The sequence below is a fragment of the Sphingomonas sp. CCH9-F2 genome (assembly GCF_001556735.1).
GTDB classification, from domain to species: Bacteria; Pseudomonadota; Alphaproteobacteria; order Sphingomonadales; family Sphingomonadaceae; genus Sphingomonas; species Sphingomonas ginsenosidimutans.
This window is the reverse complement of record NZ_LSJO01000505.1, coordinates 1-15,449: the sequence shown is the minus strand read 5'-3', so window position 1 is coordinate 15,449 and position 15,449 is coordinate 1. Positions and strand designations below refer to the sequence as shown.

At 69.8% G+C, this 15,449-nt stretch carries 19 protein-coding genes; 4 read left to right on the top strand and 15 right to left on the bottom strand.

The annotated features are described in order from the left end of the window. Positions 1 to 139: 139 nt before the first annotated feature. The 6 genes from AX685_RS14425 to cysS form a co-directional block, all read right to left on the bottom strand. The gene (locus AX685_RS14425) at positions 140 to 1,510 is read right to left on the bottom strand and encodes a class II 3-deoxy-7-phosphoheptulonate synthase (protein WP_066489900.1); all 1,371 of its coding nucleotides are present in this window, start codon (positions 1,508 to 1,510) and stop codon (positions 140 to 142) included. A 70-nt stretch (positions 1,511 to 1,580) separates the two neighbouring features. Further along, on the bottom strand, positions 1,581 to 2,360 hold the full coding sequence (locus tag AX685_RS14420; RefSeq protein WP_066489898.1) for an SDR family oxidoreductase: 780 nt from the start codon (positions 2,358 to 2,360) through the stop codon (positions 1,581 to 1,583). A gap of 119 nt (positions 2,361 to 2,479) precedes the next feature. Then, positions 2,480 to 2,710, bottom strand: coding sequence for a hypothetical protein (locus AX685_RS21135; RefSeq protein WP_197418629.1), 231 nt, complete (start codon positions 2,708 to 2,710; stop codon positions 2,480 to 2,482). A 110-nt stretch (positions 2,711 to 2,820) separates the two neighbouring features. Next, the gene (locus tag AX685_RS21705; protein ID WP_156445825.1) at positions 2,821 to 2,961 is read right to left on the bottom strand and encodes a hypothetical protein; all 141 of its coding nucleotides are present in this window, start codon (positions 2,959 to 2,961) and stop codon (positions 2,821 to 2,823) included. A gap of 167 nt (positions 2,962 to 3,128) precedes the next feature. Next, positions 3,129 to 4,067, bottom strand: a complete 939-nt coding sequence (locus AX685_RS14415; RefSeq protein ID WP_066489895.1) for a D-2-hydroxyacid dehydrogenase — start codon at positions 4,065 to 4,067, stop codon at positions 3,129 to 3,131. 106 nt (positions 4,068 to 4,173) lie between these two features. Continuing rightward, positions 4,174 to 5,604 carry a cysteine--tRNA ligase gene (cysS, locus tag AX685_RS14410; protein ID WP_066489893.1) on the bottom strand — a complete coding sequence of 477 codons (1,431 nt, stop codon included), beginning with the start codon at positions 5,602 to 5,604 and terminating at the stop codon, positions 4,174 to 4,176. Positions 5,605 to 5,672: 68 nt separating this feature from the next. Between cysS and AX685_RS14405 the strand changes: the two genes are divergently transcribed. The 3 genes from AX685_RS14405 to AX685_RS14395 all read left to right on the top strand — a co-directional run bounded on the left by AX685_RS14405 (position 5,673) and on the right by AX685_RS14395 (position 7,479). Beyond that, positions 5,673 to 6,506 (top strand): carbon-nitrogen hydrolase family protein, encoded by an 834-nt coding sequence (locus tag AX685_RS14405; protein ID WP_066489891.1) that lies wholly within the window; start codon positions 5,673 to 5,675, stop codon positions 6,504 to 6,506. 103 nt (positions 6,507 to 6,609) lie between these two features. Next, positions 6,610 to 6,816 carry a 30S ribosomal protein S21 gene (rpsU, locus tag AX685_RS14400; RefSeq protein ID WP_007404630.1) on the top strand — a complete coding sequence of 69 codons (207 nt, stop codon included), beginning with the start codon at positions 6,610 to 6,612 and terminating at the stop codon, positions 6,814 to 6,816. Positions 6,817 to 6,921: 105 nt separating this feature from the next. Then, positions 6,922 to 7,479, top strand: coding sequence for an FKBP-type peptidyl-prolyl cis-trans isomerase (locus tag AX685_RS14395; RefSeq protein WP_066489888.1), 558 nt, complete (start codon positions 6,922 to 6,924; stop codon positions 7,477 to 7,479). Between the two features lie 289 nt (positions 7,480 to 7,768). Here the strand turns inward: AX685_RS14395 and AX685_RS14390 are convergent, their stop codons facing one another. The 3 genes from AX685_RS14390 to AX685_RS14380 form a co-directional block, all read right to left on the bottom strand. Continuing rightward, positions 7,769 to 8,776: a DUF2268 domain-containing protein gene (locus AX685_RS14390; protein ID WP_231738894.1), complete on the bottom strand. Its 1,008-nt coding sequence runs from the start codon at positions 8,774 to 8,776 to the stop codon at positions 7,769 to 7,771. A gap of 166 nt (positions 8,777 to 8,942) precedes the next feature. Next, positions 8,943 to 9,188 (bottom strand): hypothetical protein, encoded by a 246-nt coding sequence (locus AX685_RS14385; RefSeq protein ID WP_066489883.1) that lies wholly within the window; start codon positions 9,186 to 9,188, stop codon positions 8,943 to 8,945. Between the two features lie 170 nt (positions 9,189 to 9,358). Continuing rightward, positions 9,359 to 10,120 carry a metallophosphoesterase family protein gene (locus AX685_RS14380; RefSeq protein WP_066489875.1) on the bottom strand — a complete coding sequence of 254 codons (762 nt, stop codon included), beginning with the start codon at positions 10,118 to 10,120 and terminating at the stop codon, positions 9,359 to 9,361. A gap of 177 nt (positions 10,121 to 10,297) precedes the next feature. Here AX685_RS14380 and galU point away from each other — a divergent pair, with 177 nt between their 5' ends. Further along, positions 10,298 to 11,167: a UTP--glucose-1-phosphate uridylyltransferase GalU gene (gene galU, locus AX685_RS14375; RefSeq protein ID WP_066489873.1), complete on the top strand. Its 870-nt coding sequence runs from the start codon at positions 10,298 to 10,300 to the stop codon at positions 11,165 to 11,167. Positions 11,168 to 11,176: 9 nt separating this feature from the next. Here the strand turns inward: galU and AX685_RS14370 are convergent, their stop codons facing one another. From AX685_RS14370 to AX685_RS22690, 6 genes are all read right to left on the bottom strand, one after another. Further along, positions 11,177 to 11,953, bottom strand: coding sequence for a HesA/MoeB/ThiF family protein (locus AX685_RS14370; RefSeq protein ID WP_066489871.1), 777 nt, complete (start codon positions 11,951 to 11,953; stop codon positions 11,177 to 11,179). Next, the gene (locus tag AX685_RS14365; RefSeq protein WP_066489869.1) at positions 11,950 to 12,324 is read right to left on the bottom strand and encodes a hypothetical protein; all 375 of its coding nucleotides are present in this window, start codon (positions 12,322 to 12,324) and stop codon (positions 11,950 to 11,952) included. Before AX685_RS14365 ends, AX685_RS14370 begins: the two co-directional genes overlap by 4 nt. Continuing rightward, a complete protein-coding gene (dut, locus tag AX685_RS14360) occupies positions 12,321 to 12,767 on the bottom strand; it encodes a dUTP diphosphatase (protein WP_066489867.1) in 447 nt (148 codons plus the stop codon). The genes AX685_RS14365 and dut overlap by 4 nt, the downstream gene beginning before the upstream one ends. Before the next feature lie 24 nt (positions 12,768 to 12,791). After that, positions 12,792 to 13,181 (bottom strand): VOC family protein, encoded by a 390-nt coding sequence (locus AX685_RS14355; RefSeq protein WP_331710175.1) that lies wholly within the window; start codon positions 13,179 to 13,181, stop codon positions 12,792 to 12,794. Between the two features lie 61 nt (positions 13,182 to 13,242). Then, entirely contained in the window at positions 13,243 to 14,430 is a 1,188-nt protein-coding gene (gene coaBC / locus AX685_RS14350; RefSeq protein ID WP_066489865.1) for a bifunctional phosphopantothenoylcysteine decarboxylase/phosphopantothenate--cysteine ligase CoaBC, read from the bottom strand. Then, the coding region (locus tag AX685_RS22690) for a hypothetical protein (RefSeq protein WP_066489863.1) at positions 14,427 to 15,449 on the bottom strand (1,023 nt) is incomplete at its 5' end. The genes coaBC and AX685_RS22690, both read right to left, overlap by 4 nt.

The window sequence follows — 15,449 nt, the reverse complement described above, 5'->3', positions numbered from 1 at the left end:
GTCAAGCGGTTTGCGGGGGGTGGGAAGCGCCCCGGACTTCGATAGGGCGGCAAAAGCGCGCGGTGCGCACGAGGAGGGGCACGAAAACGGCCGCGGTGCGGACGTGATCCGTGCCCCCTTATCGCGCGATCAAAGCCGCTCAGGCGGCCTTCCGGCGCTCCGCCATCTCCGCATTGAGCATTTCGGCGAGCAGGAACGCCAGTTCGAGGCTCTGCCCGGCGTTGAGCCGCGGATCGCAATGGGTGTGGTAGCGATCCGCCAGGCTCTGTTCGGTGACGTCGATCGCGCCGCCGGTGCATTCGGTGACGTTCTGCCCGGTCATTTCGGCATGGATGCCGCCGGCATGGGTCCCCTCCGCACGGTGCACCGCGAAGAAGCCGCGCACCTCCGCCAGGATGCGATCGAACGGGCGGGTCTTGTACCCGGTCGCCGCCTTCACCGTATTGCCGTGCATCGGGTCGCACGACCAGATCACCGGATGCCCTTCGCGGGTCACCGCGCGCACCAGCCGCGGCAGATGCGCCTCGATCTTGTCATAGCCGTAGCGGGTGATGAGCGTCATCCGGCCCGGCACGCGCCCCGGATTGAGCGTGTCGAGCATCCTGAGCAGCGCGTCCGGCTCCAGCGAGGGGCCACACTTGATGCCGATCGGGTTGCCGATGCCGCGCAGGAATTCGACATGCGCCGACCCGTCGAAGCGGGTGCGATCGCCGATCCACAGGAAGTGCGCCGACGTATCGTACCAGTCGCCGGTCAGCGAATCCTGCCGCGTCATCGCCTGTTCGAACGGCAGCAGCAGCGCTTCGTGGCTGGTGTAGAAGGTGGTCTGCGACAGCTGCGGCACGGTATCGGGGTTGATCCCGCACGCCGCCATGAAATCCAGCGCCTCGCCGATGCGATCGGCGGTCTCGGCATATTTCGCGGCCCACGGGCTGCGGCCCATATAATCGTGCGTCCAGCGATGGACCTGGTGGAGGTTCGCATAGCCGCCCTGCGCGAAGGCGCGCAGCAGGTTGAGCGTGGCGGCCGACTGCGAATAGCCGCGCAGCATCCGTTCGGGATCGGGCAGCCGCGATTCGGCGGTGAAACCGATATCGTTGACATTGTCGCCGCGGTAGCTGGGCAGTTCCACGCCGTCGATCGTCTCGGTCGGAGCCGAGCGCGGCTTGGCGAACTGGCCCGCCATGCGGCCGACCTTCACCACCGGCAGCTTCGAGGCATAGGTGAGCACGACCGCCATCTGGAGGATGACGCGGAAAGTGTCGCGGATGTTGTTGGGGTGGAATTCGGCAAAGCTTTCCGCGCAGTCGCCGCCCTGGAGCAGGAACGCCTGCCCCTCCGCCACGCGCGCCAGATCGGCGGTGAGGTTGCGCGCCTCACCCGCGAAAACCAGCGGCGGATAGGACGACAGCCGCTGCGTCGCCTGCGCCAGTGCGGCGGCGTCGGGATAGTCGGGGAGCTGGCGGGCCTCTGCCGCGGTCCAGCTGTCGGGGGCCCAATTCGTGGCCATACGTCATCTTCCTTACCAATGCGGGCGCCGCCATGAACGAATCGTGCGCGCCGCGCAAACAAGTTCCGGTTTATAGAACCCCCGGGTACGCCCCGCCATCGACGAGCAGGCTCTGCCCGGTGATGAACCCGGCCTGCGCCGAACACAGGAAGGCGCAGGCATCGCCGAATTCGGCCGGATCGCCGAAACGCCCGGCGGGGATGCGCGCGCGGGCGCGCCGTTCGGCTTCCTCCGGCGTGATCCCCTGCGTCCTGGCGGTGAAGGCGTGCACCCCCTCCAGCCGGCGGGTCGCGAACAGGCCGGGCAGCAGGAAGTTGATCGTGACGTTCGCGCCCGCGGCCTGCCGCGCCACGCCCGCCAGAAAACCGGTCAATCCGATGCGCGCGCCGCTGGACAGGTCCAGCCCGGCGACCGGCGACTTCACCGAGCCGGAGGTGATGCACACGATGCGGCCGAAACGGCGCTCGATCATGCCGTCGATCACCTTTTGCACCATGCGGATCGGGACGACCATGTTGGCATCCAGCCCGGCATGGATCGCGTCCGCATCCAGCTGCCGGAAATCGCGCAGCGGAGGGCCGGCGTTGTTGTTCACCAGGATATCGGGCGCGCCGCCTGCGGCATCCACCAGTGCGCGCTGCACGCCATCGTCGGCGATATCGCCCGCGACCGTCTCCACCGCCGCCCCGGCGGCGCGCAGATCGGCCGCGGCGGCGGCGAGCGCGGCCGCGTCGCGGCCGTTGAGCACGAGATCGCACCCCGCGGCGGCCAGCGACGTGGCGCAGGCGCGGCCCAGTCCGTGGCTGGAGGCGCAGACGATCGCGGTACGGCGGGCGAGGCGAAGATCCATGGCGGTCGGTGGCTCCGATGCTGGTGGTGCGGGCCATATGGTTTACGCGGGGAAGCGGGGAAGAAGAAGGTCGGTTCGTGCGGAGATGCGGGGGATGGCGGTCGGATGGCCGCCGGGGATCAACGTTTCTGCACGTTCGAGCGGCGCGGCCTGCGTTCGCTGACCACCACGCCGGCGACGATCAATGCGGCACCGAGCAGCGCCAGCCCCAGCAAGCGATCGCCCGCCGTCCGGCCGACGACGCCCCCCATACCGGCTCGCTGGCGTAGATGATCGTCGCGCGCGTCGGCGACACCGACTTCTGCGCCCAGTTCATGGTCAGCTGGATCAGCGCGCTGGCGGTGGTCCATTGACGTCGGCGACGATGAACAAGCGGAGCGACGTGCCGGCAGTCAATACAAACCGACGCTGCGCCTTTTCCGGCTCCATCACGATCATTGCCGCCAATGGGGTCCCGACCCTAGCGGCGCTGGTCGAGCTTGATCCCGCGCATCCGCAGGCGCCGGGCCGCGCGGCGGCGCTGGAACAGCGCTAGGCCCACCGCGGTCGCCACCACCAGCACCGCCAAAATCGCGTAAGCGATGACCAGTCGCAGTTCCACCATCTACTCCCACTCGGTCGGCCCGTATCGCGTTGCTATGGCAGCGTGATTTCATCGTTTCAATCGACGCGCGCGCCGCACATGCCCGGAACGATGAAAAGCGGATGATTCGTGGTCGACGCGCGGTGGATCGTGCCGCCGTCGGGGGCCGTCATGGATGCCGGCCGTCAATAGCCGGCATCGAGATCGGCGACATTCTCCATGGCGGCCCCGGCGCGGAAGGCGGTGAGGTTGCGCAGGAACAGCGCGGCGGTGCGCTGGAACATCTTCGTCTGGGCGCGCCCCGACAGGTGCATGGTGATGATCGCGTTGGGCGCATCCCACAACGGATGGTCGGCGGGCAGCGGCTCGGGCGTGGTCGGATCGAGGAAGGCGCCCGCGATCGTGCCGTCGGTCAGTGCGGCGATCAGCGCGGCGTCGTCGATCATGTCGCCGCGCGCGATGTTGATGAGCCAAGCGCTGCGCTTCATCGCGGCCAGTTCGTCCGCGCCGATCATCGCCCTGGTCGCGTCGGTCGAGGGGGCGGCGAGGATCACCCAGTCGAACTCGCCCAGCCGCGCACGCCACGCATCGGGGGCGATCGTGCCGTCGCGCGCGGAGCGGGTGACGCCGGTCACCGCCACCCCGAACGCCGCCAGCCGTTCGCCGATCAGCCGCCCGATCGCGCCATAGCCGACGATCAGCGCGCGGGATTCGAACAGCTCGATCTTGCCGGGGGCGTCGGCGAGCCATTCGTGTCGGTCGTGCGCGCGCAGCACCGTGTCGAACCGTTTGGCGCCGACCAGCACGCCCATGACCGCATATTCGGCGACCGCGATCGCGTTGATCCCCGCGCCGTTGGTGACGATCGCGCCGCGCCGCCGCAGGTCGTCGAGCGGGAAGGCGTCCAGTCCGGCGTAGAGCGTCGACACCCATTTGAGCTGCGGCCCGGCGCCGCGGATCGCGGCGGCGATATGCGTTACCGGCGACATGTCGATCCACGCGATATCCGCGTCGGCGATCATCGCGGCGGCATCGTCCGGGGTGCGGAACCACGCGACGTCGAGGTCGGCGGGCAGCGCCGGTTCCAGCAGCGGGCGGGCGAGCGCGGGGAGGACGGCCTTCACCGGCGCGGTGCCGTCGTGCGGGGCGTGATCCGTGCTGCCATGCCTGCTCTCCTCATCGTGTCGCCCGGTTGCTGCGCGCCGGTGCGAGCCTGTGCCTTTAAGCCGTTCAGATCGTTGTCTTCCAGTCCCAGCCGAGCGGATCGCCGTCCATCACCTCCACCCCCGCGGCGGCCAGTTCGTCGCGGATCGCGTCGGACCGGGCGAAGTCCTTCGCCGCGCGCGCCTCGCGCCGGTCGGCGAGCCGCGCCGCGATCGTATCCTCGTCGATCGTCGCATCGGCGGGACGGACCCGCAGCGCCTCACGCGAGAGCGTCGCGAGGTCGAGGCCCAGCACCGCATCGAAATCGGCCAGCGCGACCAGCCGGTCGGCGGGGGCCAGTTTCTTGTCGGCCAGCAGCGCGTCGAGCACCGGCAGCGCGCGCGGCGTCGCCAGATCGTCCGACACGGCGGCGTCCAGCTCGGCGCGATAGACCGAGGTGTCCTTGCCGGTCGGCGCCTCGGCCCGCGCCTTCAGCGCGGTGACGGCGTGGACCAGCCGCTTCAGTCGCACCTGCGCGGCGGCGAGATTGTCCCAGGAGAATTCCAGCTCGCTGCGATACTGCGCCTGCAGGCACATCAGCCGGTAGGCGAGCGGGTGGAAACCGCGGTCGACCAAGCGTTGCAGCGTCAGGAACTCGCCCGACGACTTGCTCATCTTGCCGGTACGATCGACGAGGAAATTGTTGTGCATCCAGAAGGTTGCGCCCGTGTCTTCACATTCGCAATACGCCTGGTTCTGCGCGATTTCATTGGGGTGGTGGATTTCGCGATGGTCGATCCCGCCGGTGTGGATGTCGAACGCCGCGCCCAGATATTTGCGGCTCATCACCGAGCATTCCAGGTGCCAGCCCGGCGCGCCGCGACCCCAGGGCGAATCCCACTCCATCTGCCGCGTCTCGCCCGGCGGGGTGGTACGCCAGATCGCGAAATCCTGCGGCTGGCGCTTGCCCGCCACCGCATCGATCCGCGCATGGGCGGCATCGTCCGCCGCGCCCGCCAGCCGGCCGTAGTCGGGGACGGTGCTGGTGTCGAAATACAGGCCGTCGGGCAACAGGTAGCAATGCCGCTCGGCGATCGCGACGCCCCATTGGATCATCTCCGCGACATGATCGGTCGCCAGCGGCATGTGCGTCGGGCGGCGGATGTTCAGGTCGTCGAGGTTGCGTGTGAAGGCATCGGTATAATGCCGGGCGATCGCCCAGATATCCTGCCCGCTGCGCCGCGCCGCTGCCTCCATCTTGTCGTCGCCGGCATCGGCGTCCGACGTCAGATGGCCGACGTCGGTGATGTTGACGACATGCGTCAGCGGCCATCCCTTCCACGTCAGCACGCGCGACAGCGTATCGGTGAAGACATAGGCGCGCAGATTGCCGATATGCGCGTAATGATAGACGGTCGGGCCGCACGAATAGACGCGGACATTGGCGGGATCGAGCGGGCGGAACGGCTCCAAACGGCGCGTCAGGCTGTTGTAGAGGACGAGCGGGGTCGAGGTCATGGCCCGCGTCATGCGAGCGCGGGCGGACCGGCGCAACCCCATGCGACGTCGGGAAGGGTGAGAGTAGAGTGCACGTAACGAAGATCGCCGTCGTCCAGACCACCACCGGCATCGACCCCGACGCCAATGCCGCCGAACTGGTGGCCGCGATCCGCGAGGCCGCGGGCAACGGCGCGGCGATGGTGTTCACGCCGGAGATGTCCGGGTTGCTGGACCGCGACCGCGCGCGCGCCGCGGCGCATCTGGTCAAGGAGGACGAGGACCGCGTGCTGCGGGCGGTGCGCGAGGCGGCGGCCGAGGCGGGGGTGTGGGTGCACCTGGGATCGCTGGCGCTGCGCCGCAACGATCCGCGCATGGCCAACCGCGGCTTCGTGATCGACGCGCAGGGGCATATCCGCGCCCGCTATGACAAGATGCACCTGTTCGACGTCGACCTGCCGACCGGCGAAAGCTGGCGCGAATCGGCGGCTTATGCCGGGGGCGACCGCCCGGTGCTGGTCACCACGCCGGTGGGCGCGATGGGGCTGTCGATCTGTTACGACATGCGCTTCCCCGACCTGTACCGCGCGCTGAGCGATGCCGGCGCGCGGGTGCTGTCGGTGCCGTCGTCGTTCACGCGGCCGACCGGGGCGGCGCACTGGCACGTCCTGTTGCGCGCGCGAGCGATCGAGGCCGGCGCCTATGTCGTCGCCGCGGCGCAGACCGGGGTGCATGCGGACGGGCGCGCCACCTTCGGCCATTCGCTGGTGGTCGATCCGTGGGGCGAGGTGGTGCTGGACATGGGCGAGGCGCCCGGGATCGGCTATGCCACGATCGACCCCGCGCGCGTGGACGAGGTGCGGGCGCGCGTGCCCGCGCTGCGCCACCGCCGCGCGATCCCCGCGCCCAAGCTGATCGGCTGACGTGTGGGTTGCGATGCGGGCGGGTTGCTGTTAGAGGCGGTTCGTTCGGCGCGGGCCATGCCCGCCGCCGCTTTACTCGTTTTACCCGGAGTGTGACGGTTTTATGCAGATCATCGTTCGCGACAATAACGTCGACCAGGCCCTTCGCGCGCTCAAGAAGAAGCTGCAGCGCGAGGGCGTGTATCGCGAAATGAAGCTGCGCCGTCATTACGAGAAGCCGTCGGAAAAGCGCGCCCGCGAGCGTGCGGCTGCGGTGCGTCGCGCCCGCAAGCTGGAGCGCAAGCGCGCCGAGCGCGACGGCGCACGGTAAGACCCGCGCCGCGCCGGCCGCCGCGTTGACGGCGGCCGGTGACGAGCCCTTCCCATTGCCGACCGGCGGCCGATCCCGGCCGCGCCAACCGGGGTTTGCCGCACCATGTCGACCGTGACCGCCGTTCCGCTCCAGCCCGTGAAGCGGGCCTATGTGTTGTGGCTGGTCGTGGGGCTGGTGCTGGCGGCGATCGCCGGGGTCGCGCTGGCGCGCGCCGGTGACACCGGGATCGTCAGCACATCGTCGGGCCTGCGGTACAAGGTGGTCGTGCCCGGTGACGTGACCGGCGCCAAGCCGACCGACGCCGACGTCGCGCTCATCAACTACGAAGGCAAGTTGATGGACGGCACCACCTTCGACAAGTCGCAGCAGCCCACGCCGCTGCCGGTCGCGGGCGCGGTGCCGGGCTTCTCCGAAGGGCTGAAGCTGATGCACAAGGGCGCCAAGTACCGCTTCTGGATCCCGCCGAACCTGGGCTACGGCGCGAAGGCGAACGGCCCGATCCCGGCCAATTCGACGCTGGTGTTCGACGTCGAACTGCAGGACTTCATCCCCGAGGCGACGCTGCGCCAGTTGCAGATGCAGCAGCAGATGATGGGCGGCATGCCGCCGCGCGGCGCGCCGGGTGCGCCGGGTGCGGGGGCGCCGCCCGCCGGGAATTGAGCCGACCGCATTTCGGTGCGGGTGTTGAGACAAGGGGCGCTGCCGATGGATTCGGCGGCGCCCCTTTCGCGATCGGGGCCTGCAATGTCGAGGGCTGCGCGACAAGGCCCGGGTGGGTCGCGGGCCGCAGGTCCCTTGCCGCGCCGCCACGGCAGGGCCGTCGATCATTCGCGATGATCCGGCAGCGACGCGACCGGTGGAGGATCGGGACCGCGCCACATCGCCAGGACCCCGGTGGCGCGCGGCGGGCGCTTGTCCAGTCGCGACGGGCACCGGGCGCTTCTTGCGATTATTCGGGGATTGCCGGTCGATACCCGCTCTTGCGCAGGATCAGTTCGGGATCATGCCACGTCAGCATGTCCGCAATGGCACGATGCTTGTCGCTGGCGTTCGCATAATATGCCGTCCAGATCCGCATCCCGACCCAATAGCCGACTTCACCGGGCCACCCCGGTGGTGCCGATCCGTAATTGTGCAGCCATCTGTTGACCGCCTCGACCGCCTCAGCCGGCGGATCGTCCCGAGCGGTCGGAAGGCTGGCGGGCATGTCTTTCACGAACTGCGCCCACAGGATTTTTTCACGCGGCAAGGCCCATCGCGCCCGTTCTGGCTCGGGTATCTCTCCCGTCACAAGCGCTGCGATGAAGTCCGCCGCCCCCTCGACAAGGGCTTCGCCCAGCAGAGGCGACGCCTCGATGCCTGAAATATTCTGCTGGAACGTGTGGACGGTTTCATGTGCGAAGAAACGGCGCAGCGCCGTTCTGAACCCCGCGGGGGAGGGGTTTTCCCGACACAGCACCTCCAGCCCGATCACCTGCGCGCCGGGGCCGGCTGTACCGCCCGAATTGCCGGCACCGATCACGACATAGATGTGCGGCAGCGGCCGGTCCGGAAGCAATCCGCGCAAGGCCAGGTAGATCGCCCGGAGATCGGCGGTCGCAGCCTTTACACGCGGAAGGCAATCGCTGACCGCTCGACGATAGAGATCCGGGTCAGCGCGGATCTTGTCGGCAAGTCGGGCTGCATCCCCGATCCGGCCGGGTGTGAAGACCGACACGCCATAAGAGGCGTGGTCCAGATAGCCGCGTTGAACGTCGGCCGCGCTGGGTCGTGCGTTCGTGGCGGACAACAGCGTTGCGAAACGTTCGACATCTTCGACGTGGATCCGCACTGTCAGCGGATCAGCGCCGGCGTTCACGACCGATCCGGCGGACGGCGGCGGGCCGCCGGCGGGTTGGGCATGCGCCGTTGGGGTGATGCTCGACAGGGCGAGGACCAGCGCAGCGGCCAGGTGCATTTGTCGTGGAGGCATTTTCCGCTCCGGATGATCGGGCCGCCCTGCGGCCGCTCGGCCCGGTCGTCGCGCACGAAACGGAGCGTTGCTGACCGCACCGCCGCGCACGGGCAAAAAAATAGCGGCCCGGGGGCCGCTATTCCTTCGTCCCGGAGGAACGGCGCAACTCTTAGTTGCTATCCGCCTGCGAGTCTTCGTCGGCGACGACGACGATGCCGGCGACAACGGCAGCAGCCGCCAGGATCGCGACGATCACACCGCCACCGGCGACGTCATTCTTCTTGGCCGACGAGGTCGACGCACGCGCCGACTTGGCGACCGACAGGCTGGCGGCGGGGTTGGCCGGAGCGGCCATCGCCGGAGCAACCGCCATCGTGGCGGCGGCGGCGGCGAGCATGTACTTCGCAAGACGCATGTGAAACTCCCTTTGCGTTCGAGTCTCCTCTTACGTCAAAAGTATTAAAGATCAATAGTCCCCGATGCCCCGACGCCGCGAAAATCGGCTGTTTCGGCGGCACTTTCGTACAGTATCGCTGACATGAAACCGTAACGATCGCGCGGCCTCGCGCCGATCGCGATGGTGGATCAGGTGTTCAGCACCCAGCTTTCCGTTCCCTCCAGCCCCAGCGCCGACAGGCGCCCGGTCGAATAGGCGCCGGTATCGACGCCGATGCGGTTGGGCTGGCGATCGACCTCCTCCGAAATGGTGTGGCCGTGGACGATCATCTTGGGATGCGCGTTGCGATAGGTGAGGAAGCTGCTGCGGATCCAGCGCAGCTCGGCCGCATGCTGCTGTTCCAGCGGGACCCCCGGGCGCACGCCGGCGTGGACGAAGGCATAACCCCCCGACACGACCATGTCCTCGAACGCGGTCAGGAAATCGCGATGCGCGGCCGGGACGATCCCTTCCATCCGCGCGGCCAGTTCGGGGTAGTCGAGCCCGTCATATTCCGCGCTGTCGAGGCCGTAGCTGAGGATCGTCTCGCGCCCGCCGATCCGGCAGAACAGCCGCAGCGCCTCCGCGTCGCCTTCCAGCGCGCGCAGGAAGATCTCCTCGTGATTGCCCTTCAGGAAGCGGGTGTCCGGGCGGGCGTGCGACAGGTCGAGCAGCCGCGACACGACCCCCGCCGAATCCGGCCCGCGGTCCACCAGGTCGCCCAGGAAGATCAGTTGCGTCTGCGCGTCGGCGCCACGGGCCGCGTCGTCCGCGTCAATCAGCGCCAGCAGCTGGTCGAGCTGTGTCAGGCAGCCGTGGATGTCGCCGATGGCGTAGATGCGCGTACCATCCGCAACGGCGGGCACGGCGGGTGGGGGGACGCGGCGCGCGCGCAGGAACTTGGTGAACATGGATGAGTGGCCGCAACGAACGAGCGAGGCGGCGGTTCCTACCCCCGCTGCCGCGCCGCGGCAAGCCGTGCTCGCCCGCCGCGCCGCGGCAAGCGAAGCATGCTGCGGTGCACAGCGGAAGCAATTGCAGCCGATCATCACTATGGGTACAGAGCCGCCGCCACACAGGAGGGACGAATGACGATCAAGCCGATCCGCAAGGCCGTGTTCCCAGTCGCGGGGCTGGGCACGCGCTTCCTGCCCGCCACCAAGGCGATGCCGAAGGAAATGCTGACCGTCGTCGACAAGCCGTTGATCCAATATGCGGTCGAAGAGGCGCTGGAGGCGGGGATCGAGCAGATCATCTTCGTCACCGGGCGCGGCAAGGGCGCGCTGGAGGACCATTTCGACATTTCGTTCGAACTGGAAACCACGATGCGCGCGCGCGGCAAGAGCCTGTCGGTGATCGAGAATATCCGCCAGCAGCCCGGATCGCCCGTCTATGTCCGGCAGCAGGAGCCGCTGGGGCTGGGCCATGCGGTGTGGTGCGCGCGCGAGATCGTCGGCGACGAACCGTTCGCGGTGCTGCTGCCCGACGAACTGATGGTCGGCACCCCCAATTTCATGGCGCAAATGGTCGCGGCCTATAACGAGGTCGGCGGCAATGTGATCGGTGCGCTGGAAGTCGCGCCCGAGGATACCGACAAATACGGCATCATCTCCCCCGGCGCGCGCGACGGCGCGCTGACCGAGGTGGCGGCGCTGGTCGAGAAGCCGGCGAAGGGCAGCGCCCCGTCGAACCTGATGATCCCGGGCCGCTACATCCTGCAGCCCGAGGTGATGCGGATCCTGGACGCCAAGGAAACCGGCGCGGGCGGCGAGATCCAGCTGACCGACGCGATGGCCAAGCTGATCGGCAAGCAGCCGTTCCACGGCTTCACGTTCAACGGCGAGCGCTTCGACTGCGGCGACAAGACCGGGTTCATCATGGCGAACCTGGCGCTGGCGCTGGACCGCGCCGACATCGCCCCGGCGGTGCGCGCGTTCGCGAAAGCGCGAGTCGGCTGAAGCGCGCGGTCAGTCCGCCCCGCCGCCGCACGCGCGGCAGCCCGGATCCTTGGGCAGGGCCAGCGTGCGGAAGCGCAGCGACAGGAAATCCAGCAGCACCAGCCGCCCCGCGCCGTCCCCCCCGTCGTCGTCGCCGAACGGCACGATCTGGCGAATCGCCTCCAGCGCGGCGAGGCTGCCGAGGATGCCGGTGACCGGGCCGAGCACGCCTTCCTCGGCGCAGGTCAGCCCGTCGCGCGCGGGCGCGTCACCGACGAAGCAGCGGTAGCAGGGGCGCGCCGGCTCCCAGCCGCGGAACACGCCCAGCTGCCCCTCGAACCGGCCGACCGCAGCGGATACCAGCGGTACGTGCGCCGCCAGCGCGGCATCGGCGACCGCCAGCCGGGTGTCGAAATTGTCGCACCCGTCGATCACCACGTCGGCGTCGCGCAGCAGCGCGGGCGCGGTGGCGGCGTCGATGCGGACCGCGTGCGGTACCACCCGGACATGCGGGTTGAGGCGCGCCAGCGCGGCGGCGGCGGCGGCGACCTTCGCGGTGCCGGCGTCGGCGGTGCTGAACAATGTCTGGCGTTGCAGGTTGCTCGCCTCGACCCGGTCGTCGTCGATCACGGTCAGCTGCCCGATGCCGGCGGCGGCGAGATACTGGAGCACCGGCGATCCGATGCCGCCCGCGCCGATCACCACGACATGCGCGCGCTTCAGCCGCAATTGCCCGGCGCCGCCGATTTCCGGCAGGACGATATGCCGGGCGTAGCGCGCCAGTTCGTCGGCGGAAAGCGCCGTCACCAGGCGAAGTCGACGGTGGTGCGATACCAGGTATCGGCGCCCGGCGCCCGCAGCGCGGTGCGGGTCAGGTTGAGCGCGATGCCGGAGGCATATTGTTCGACCGTGGCGCAGCCGATCGCCCGCGGCACGATGCGGCGCACCTGCCCGCCGGCGCCGACCAGCACCGCCAGATCGACAGACAGAGCGTAGCCGCGCGGCGTGGCCACCGCCGCGGCGCAGCGCCCGGCGGCGACTTCGTCCCGCACGAATTGCGACAGCGCCCGGGCGGGCGCGGCGGGGCGCTGGATCGGCAGCGGGGCCAGCCCGCTCCAGTCCCCCGGCGGATTGATCGCGGCGACCATCGCCGCCTGCGCGAGCAGGGCGCCGATCATCGGCCGGTCGACCCGAAACCACCCGCGCCGCGCGGCGTATCGTCCAACGACGCGACCTCCGCCAGCGTCGCGCGCAGCACCGGCGCGGGCACCAGTTGCGCGATGCGTTCGCCGCGGACCACCGCGAACGGCTCGCTGCCCAGATTGGCGAGGATCACCTTCACTTCGCCGCGATAGTCGCTGTCGATCGTGCCGGGGCTGTTGAGGCAGGTGATGCCGTGCTTGAGCGCGAGGCCCGAGCGCGGGCGCACCTGCACCTCATAGCCATCGGGGATCGCCATCGCGAAACCCGTGGCGACCGCGTGGCGCGCGCCGGGGGCGAGCGTCACGTCCTCCGCCGCCACCACGTCCATCCCCGCGGCCCCCGCGGTGGCATAAGCGGGAAGCGGCAGGCCGGCGCCATGGGGCAGGCGCCGGATCGCAATCGTCATCAATTGGGTCATCGCGCGCAATCTAGTGCACCATCATCACGTATTGAAGACGATCGCGAGTTTGTTGCCGTCGGGATCGCGGACATAGGCGGCATACCAGCCCGGGCCGTAATGCGCGCGCGGCCCCGGCGCGCCTTCGTCGCTGCCGCCGGGCGCCATGGCGGCGGCGTGGAAGGCATGGACCTGATCGGTGGAGGTGGCGGGGAAGCCCATCATCGTGCCGTTGCCGGCGGAGGCAGCGGCGCCATCGAAGGGCGCCGCCAGCCACAAGGTCAGCCCCGTGCCCGCGCCCCCCGCCGAATAGGCGCGCCAGCCGGGAAACTGCGCATGCGACGACCAGTCGATCGTCGCCAGCGTGGCATCGTAAAAGCGCGCCGCCGCATCGAGGTCATTCGTGCCGAGCGTGATATAGGGATCCATCGTCATCCTCCCGTCCTGTGCGGGTAGGATGCGACAAAAAAGAGAACATTAAAAGAACAAAAATGCCTTAGAGCAACGCGGCGGCGATCCGTTCCGCCAGCCGTGCCGCCACCTGATCCTTGGGAAGCCGTTCCCAGCTTTCGACGCCATCGGCGGTGATGAGGTGGACGGTATTGGCGTCGCCGCCCATCACGTCTCCCGACACGTCGTTGGCGACGATCCAGTCCGCGCCCTTGCGCGCGCGCTTGGCGGTGGCGTGGTCTACGACATGCTCGGTTTCCGCGGCGAAGCCGACCAGCAGCGCGGGGCGGCGTCGGCCGCGCGCCAGCGTGGCGAGGATGTCGACATTCTCCACCAGCTGCAGCGGGGCGGGCGGTTCGCCGGGGCGCTTCTTGATCTTATGCCCGGCGGCATCCTCGGCGCGCCAGTCGGCGACCGCGGCGACCATCACCGCGGCATCGGCGGGCAGCGCGGCAGCGACCGCATTGGCCATGTCCTGCGCCGATTCGACGTCGATGCGATCGACCCCGGCGGGGGTGGGGAGCGGCACCGGCCCGGCCACCAGCGAGACGCGCGCGCCCAGCGCCGCCAGCGCCCCGGCGATCGCAAACCCCTGTTTCCCCGACGAGCGGTTGGCGATGTAGCGGACCGGGTCGATCGGCTCGTGCGTGGGGCCGGCCGTGACAAGGATATGGCGCCCGAACAGCGGCCTAGGGGCGTTTCCTGCCAGCATCTGTTCGATGCGCGCGACGATCGCATCGGGTTCGGGCAGGCGGCCGGGGCCGAACTCGCCACAGGCCATCGCGCCCTCGTCCGGCTCCATCACCGTCACGCCGTCGGCGCGCAATTGCGCGACATTGCGGCGGGTGGCCGGGTGCTGCCACATCCGCACGTTCATCGCCGGCGCCGCCAGCACCGGCTTGTCGGTGGCGAGCAGCAATGTGGTGGCCAGATCGTTCGCCAGCCCGCCGGCCATGCGCGCCAGCAGATCGGCGGTGGCGGGGGCGATGACGACCAGATCGGCCTGCCGGCTGAGCTGGATATGGCCCATCTCCGCCTCGTCCTTCAGATCCCACAGGGTGGTGAAGACCTGATCCTCGCTCAGCGCGGCGAGCGTCATCGGGGTGACGAAATGGCTGCCGCCCTCGGTCAGGACGCAGCGCACGGCATGGCCGCGGCGGCGCAGCGTGCGGACGATCTCGCACGATTTGTACGCGGCGATGCCGCCGCCGACGATCAGGAGGATACGGCTCATCGGGGGAACCTTGTCACGGTGAAGCGGCGTCTGTCGAGCGCGCCGCGATAGAGATCGGCCACCGCATCGGGTGCGAGCGCGAGACCGGGGGCGACCAGCAGCGCCGCCAGCGTCGCGGTGCCCGCGCCGAACAGCCCGTCGCACGCCACGCCCGCGGCAAGGATCGCCAGCACGCGCAGCCCCAACGGCCGCGACAGCGCGCCCCACCCGAGCGCGGCGAGCAGCAGCAGCGGCGCGGCGAGCGCGGCGGGCACGCCGGGCAGCGCGGCGGCGATCAGCCGCGCGGCGCCACCGGCGGGCATCGTCGCCAGCTCCTGCGACGGCGGCAGGCCGAGCCGCCCCAGCGCGAACAGGTGCGCACCCAGGACAGCCAGCGCCAGCGCGGCGGCCGCGGCCCAGCCCGCCGCCTCGCGCCGCGACCCGTCGACCAGCGCGAGCAGCGCAAGGATCGCGGTGGCGAGGATCGCGGCGGGATCGACCATCGCGGCCAGCGCGCCGAGCGCGGCGGCGGCGACCCAGCGATCGGCGCGCCGCACCAGCACCGCCAGCGCGACCAGCAGCGCCGCCCAGCCGGCGTGCGGCGCATCGGTCCACAGCAACGCACCCGCGACCGCGCCGAGCGCCAGCAGCGCGATCGCCAGCGCCTGCGCGCCGCCGCGCGCGAACAGCGGGACGAGGCGCAACATGCCGATCCACAGCCAGCCGGTCAGCGCGGCCGCCAGCAGCAGCATCGTCGCCCAGCCGGGCAGCGACGAATCGACGATCGCGAGCGCGGGCGGGAACAGCCCCAGCGGCCGCGCCGCGGGATCGGCGCGCAACAGATCGGCCAGCCCGTCGTAGAAACCGCTGGCGTAGCGCATCCCCGACAGCAGCGCGGCATAGAGCGGCTCGCCCGGCACATCGCCACGCGGCGCGGCGACGGCCGCCAGCAACAGCATGACGAGCAGCGCGAACAACGCCCAGCGCCGCTGGCGCGCGGGCAGCGCGGCCAGCCGCGTCGCCCCGGCCTGCCACAAGGG

Excerpts from the sequence above, each read along its gene's own strand:
- AX685_RS14425 (WP_066489900.1), bottom strand. The coding sequence starts at position 1,510 with ATGGCCACGAATTGGGCCCCCGACAGCTGGACCGCGGCAGAGGCCCGC.
- AX685_RS14420 (WP_066489898.1), bottom strand. The coding sequence starts at position 2,360 with ATGGATCTTCGCCTCGCCCGCCGTACCGCGATCGTCTGCGCCTCCAGC.
- AX685_RS21135 (WP_197418629.1), bottom strand. The coding sequence starts at position 2,710 with ATGGACCACCGCCAGCGCGCTGATCCAGCTGACCATGAACTGGGCGCA.
- cysS (WP_066489893.1), bottom strand. The coding sequence starts at position 5,604 with ATGACCTCGACCCCGCTCGTCCTCTACAACAGCCTGACGCGCCGTTTG.
- rpsU (WP_007404630.1), top strand. The coding sequence starts at position 6,610 with ATGCAGATCATCGTTCGCGACAATAACGTCGACCAGGCCCTTCGCGCG.
- AX685_RS14395 (WP_066489888.1), top strand. The coding sequence starts at position 6,922 with ATGTCGACCGTGACCGCCGTTCCGCTCCAGCCCGTGAAGCGGGCCTAT.
- AX685_RS14390 (WP_231738894.1), bottom strand. The coding sequence starts at position 8,776 with ATGCACCTGGCCGCTGCGCTGGTCCTCGCCCTGTCGAGCATCACCCCA.
- AX685_RS14385 (WP_066489883.1), bottom strand. The coding sequence starts at position 9,188 with ATGCGTCTTGCGAAGTACATGCTCGCCGCCGCCGCCGCCACGATGGCG.
- AX685_RS14380 (WP_066489875.1), bottom strand. The coding sequence starts at position 10,120 with ATGTTCACCAAGTTCCTGCGCGCGCGCCGCGTCCCCCCACCCGCCGTG.
- galU (WP_066489873.1), top strand. The coding sequence starts at position 10,298 with ATGACGATCAAGCCGATCCGCAAGGCCGTGTTCCCAGTCGCGGGGCTG.
- AX685_RS14365 (WP_066489869.1), bottom strand. The coding sequence starts at position 12,324 with ATGATCGGCGCCCTGCTCGCGCAGGCGGCGATGGTCGCCGCGATCAAT.
- dut (WP_066489867.1), bottom strand. The coding sequence starts at position 12,767 with ATGACCCAATTGATGACGATTGCGATCCGGCGCCTGCCCCATGGCGCC.
- AX685_RS14355 (WP_331710175.1), bottom strand. The coding sequence starts at position 13,181 with ATGACGATGGATCCCTATATCACGCTCGGCACGAATGACCTCGATGCG.
- coaBC (WP_066489865.1), bottom strand. The coding sequence starts at position 14,430 with ATGAGCCGTATCCTCCTGATCGTCGGCGGCGGCATCGCCGCGTACAAA.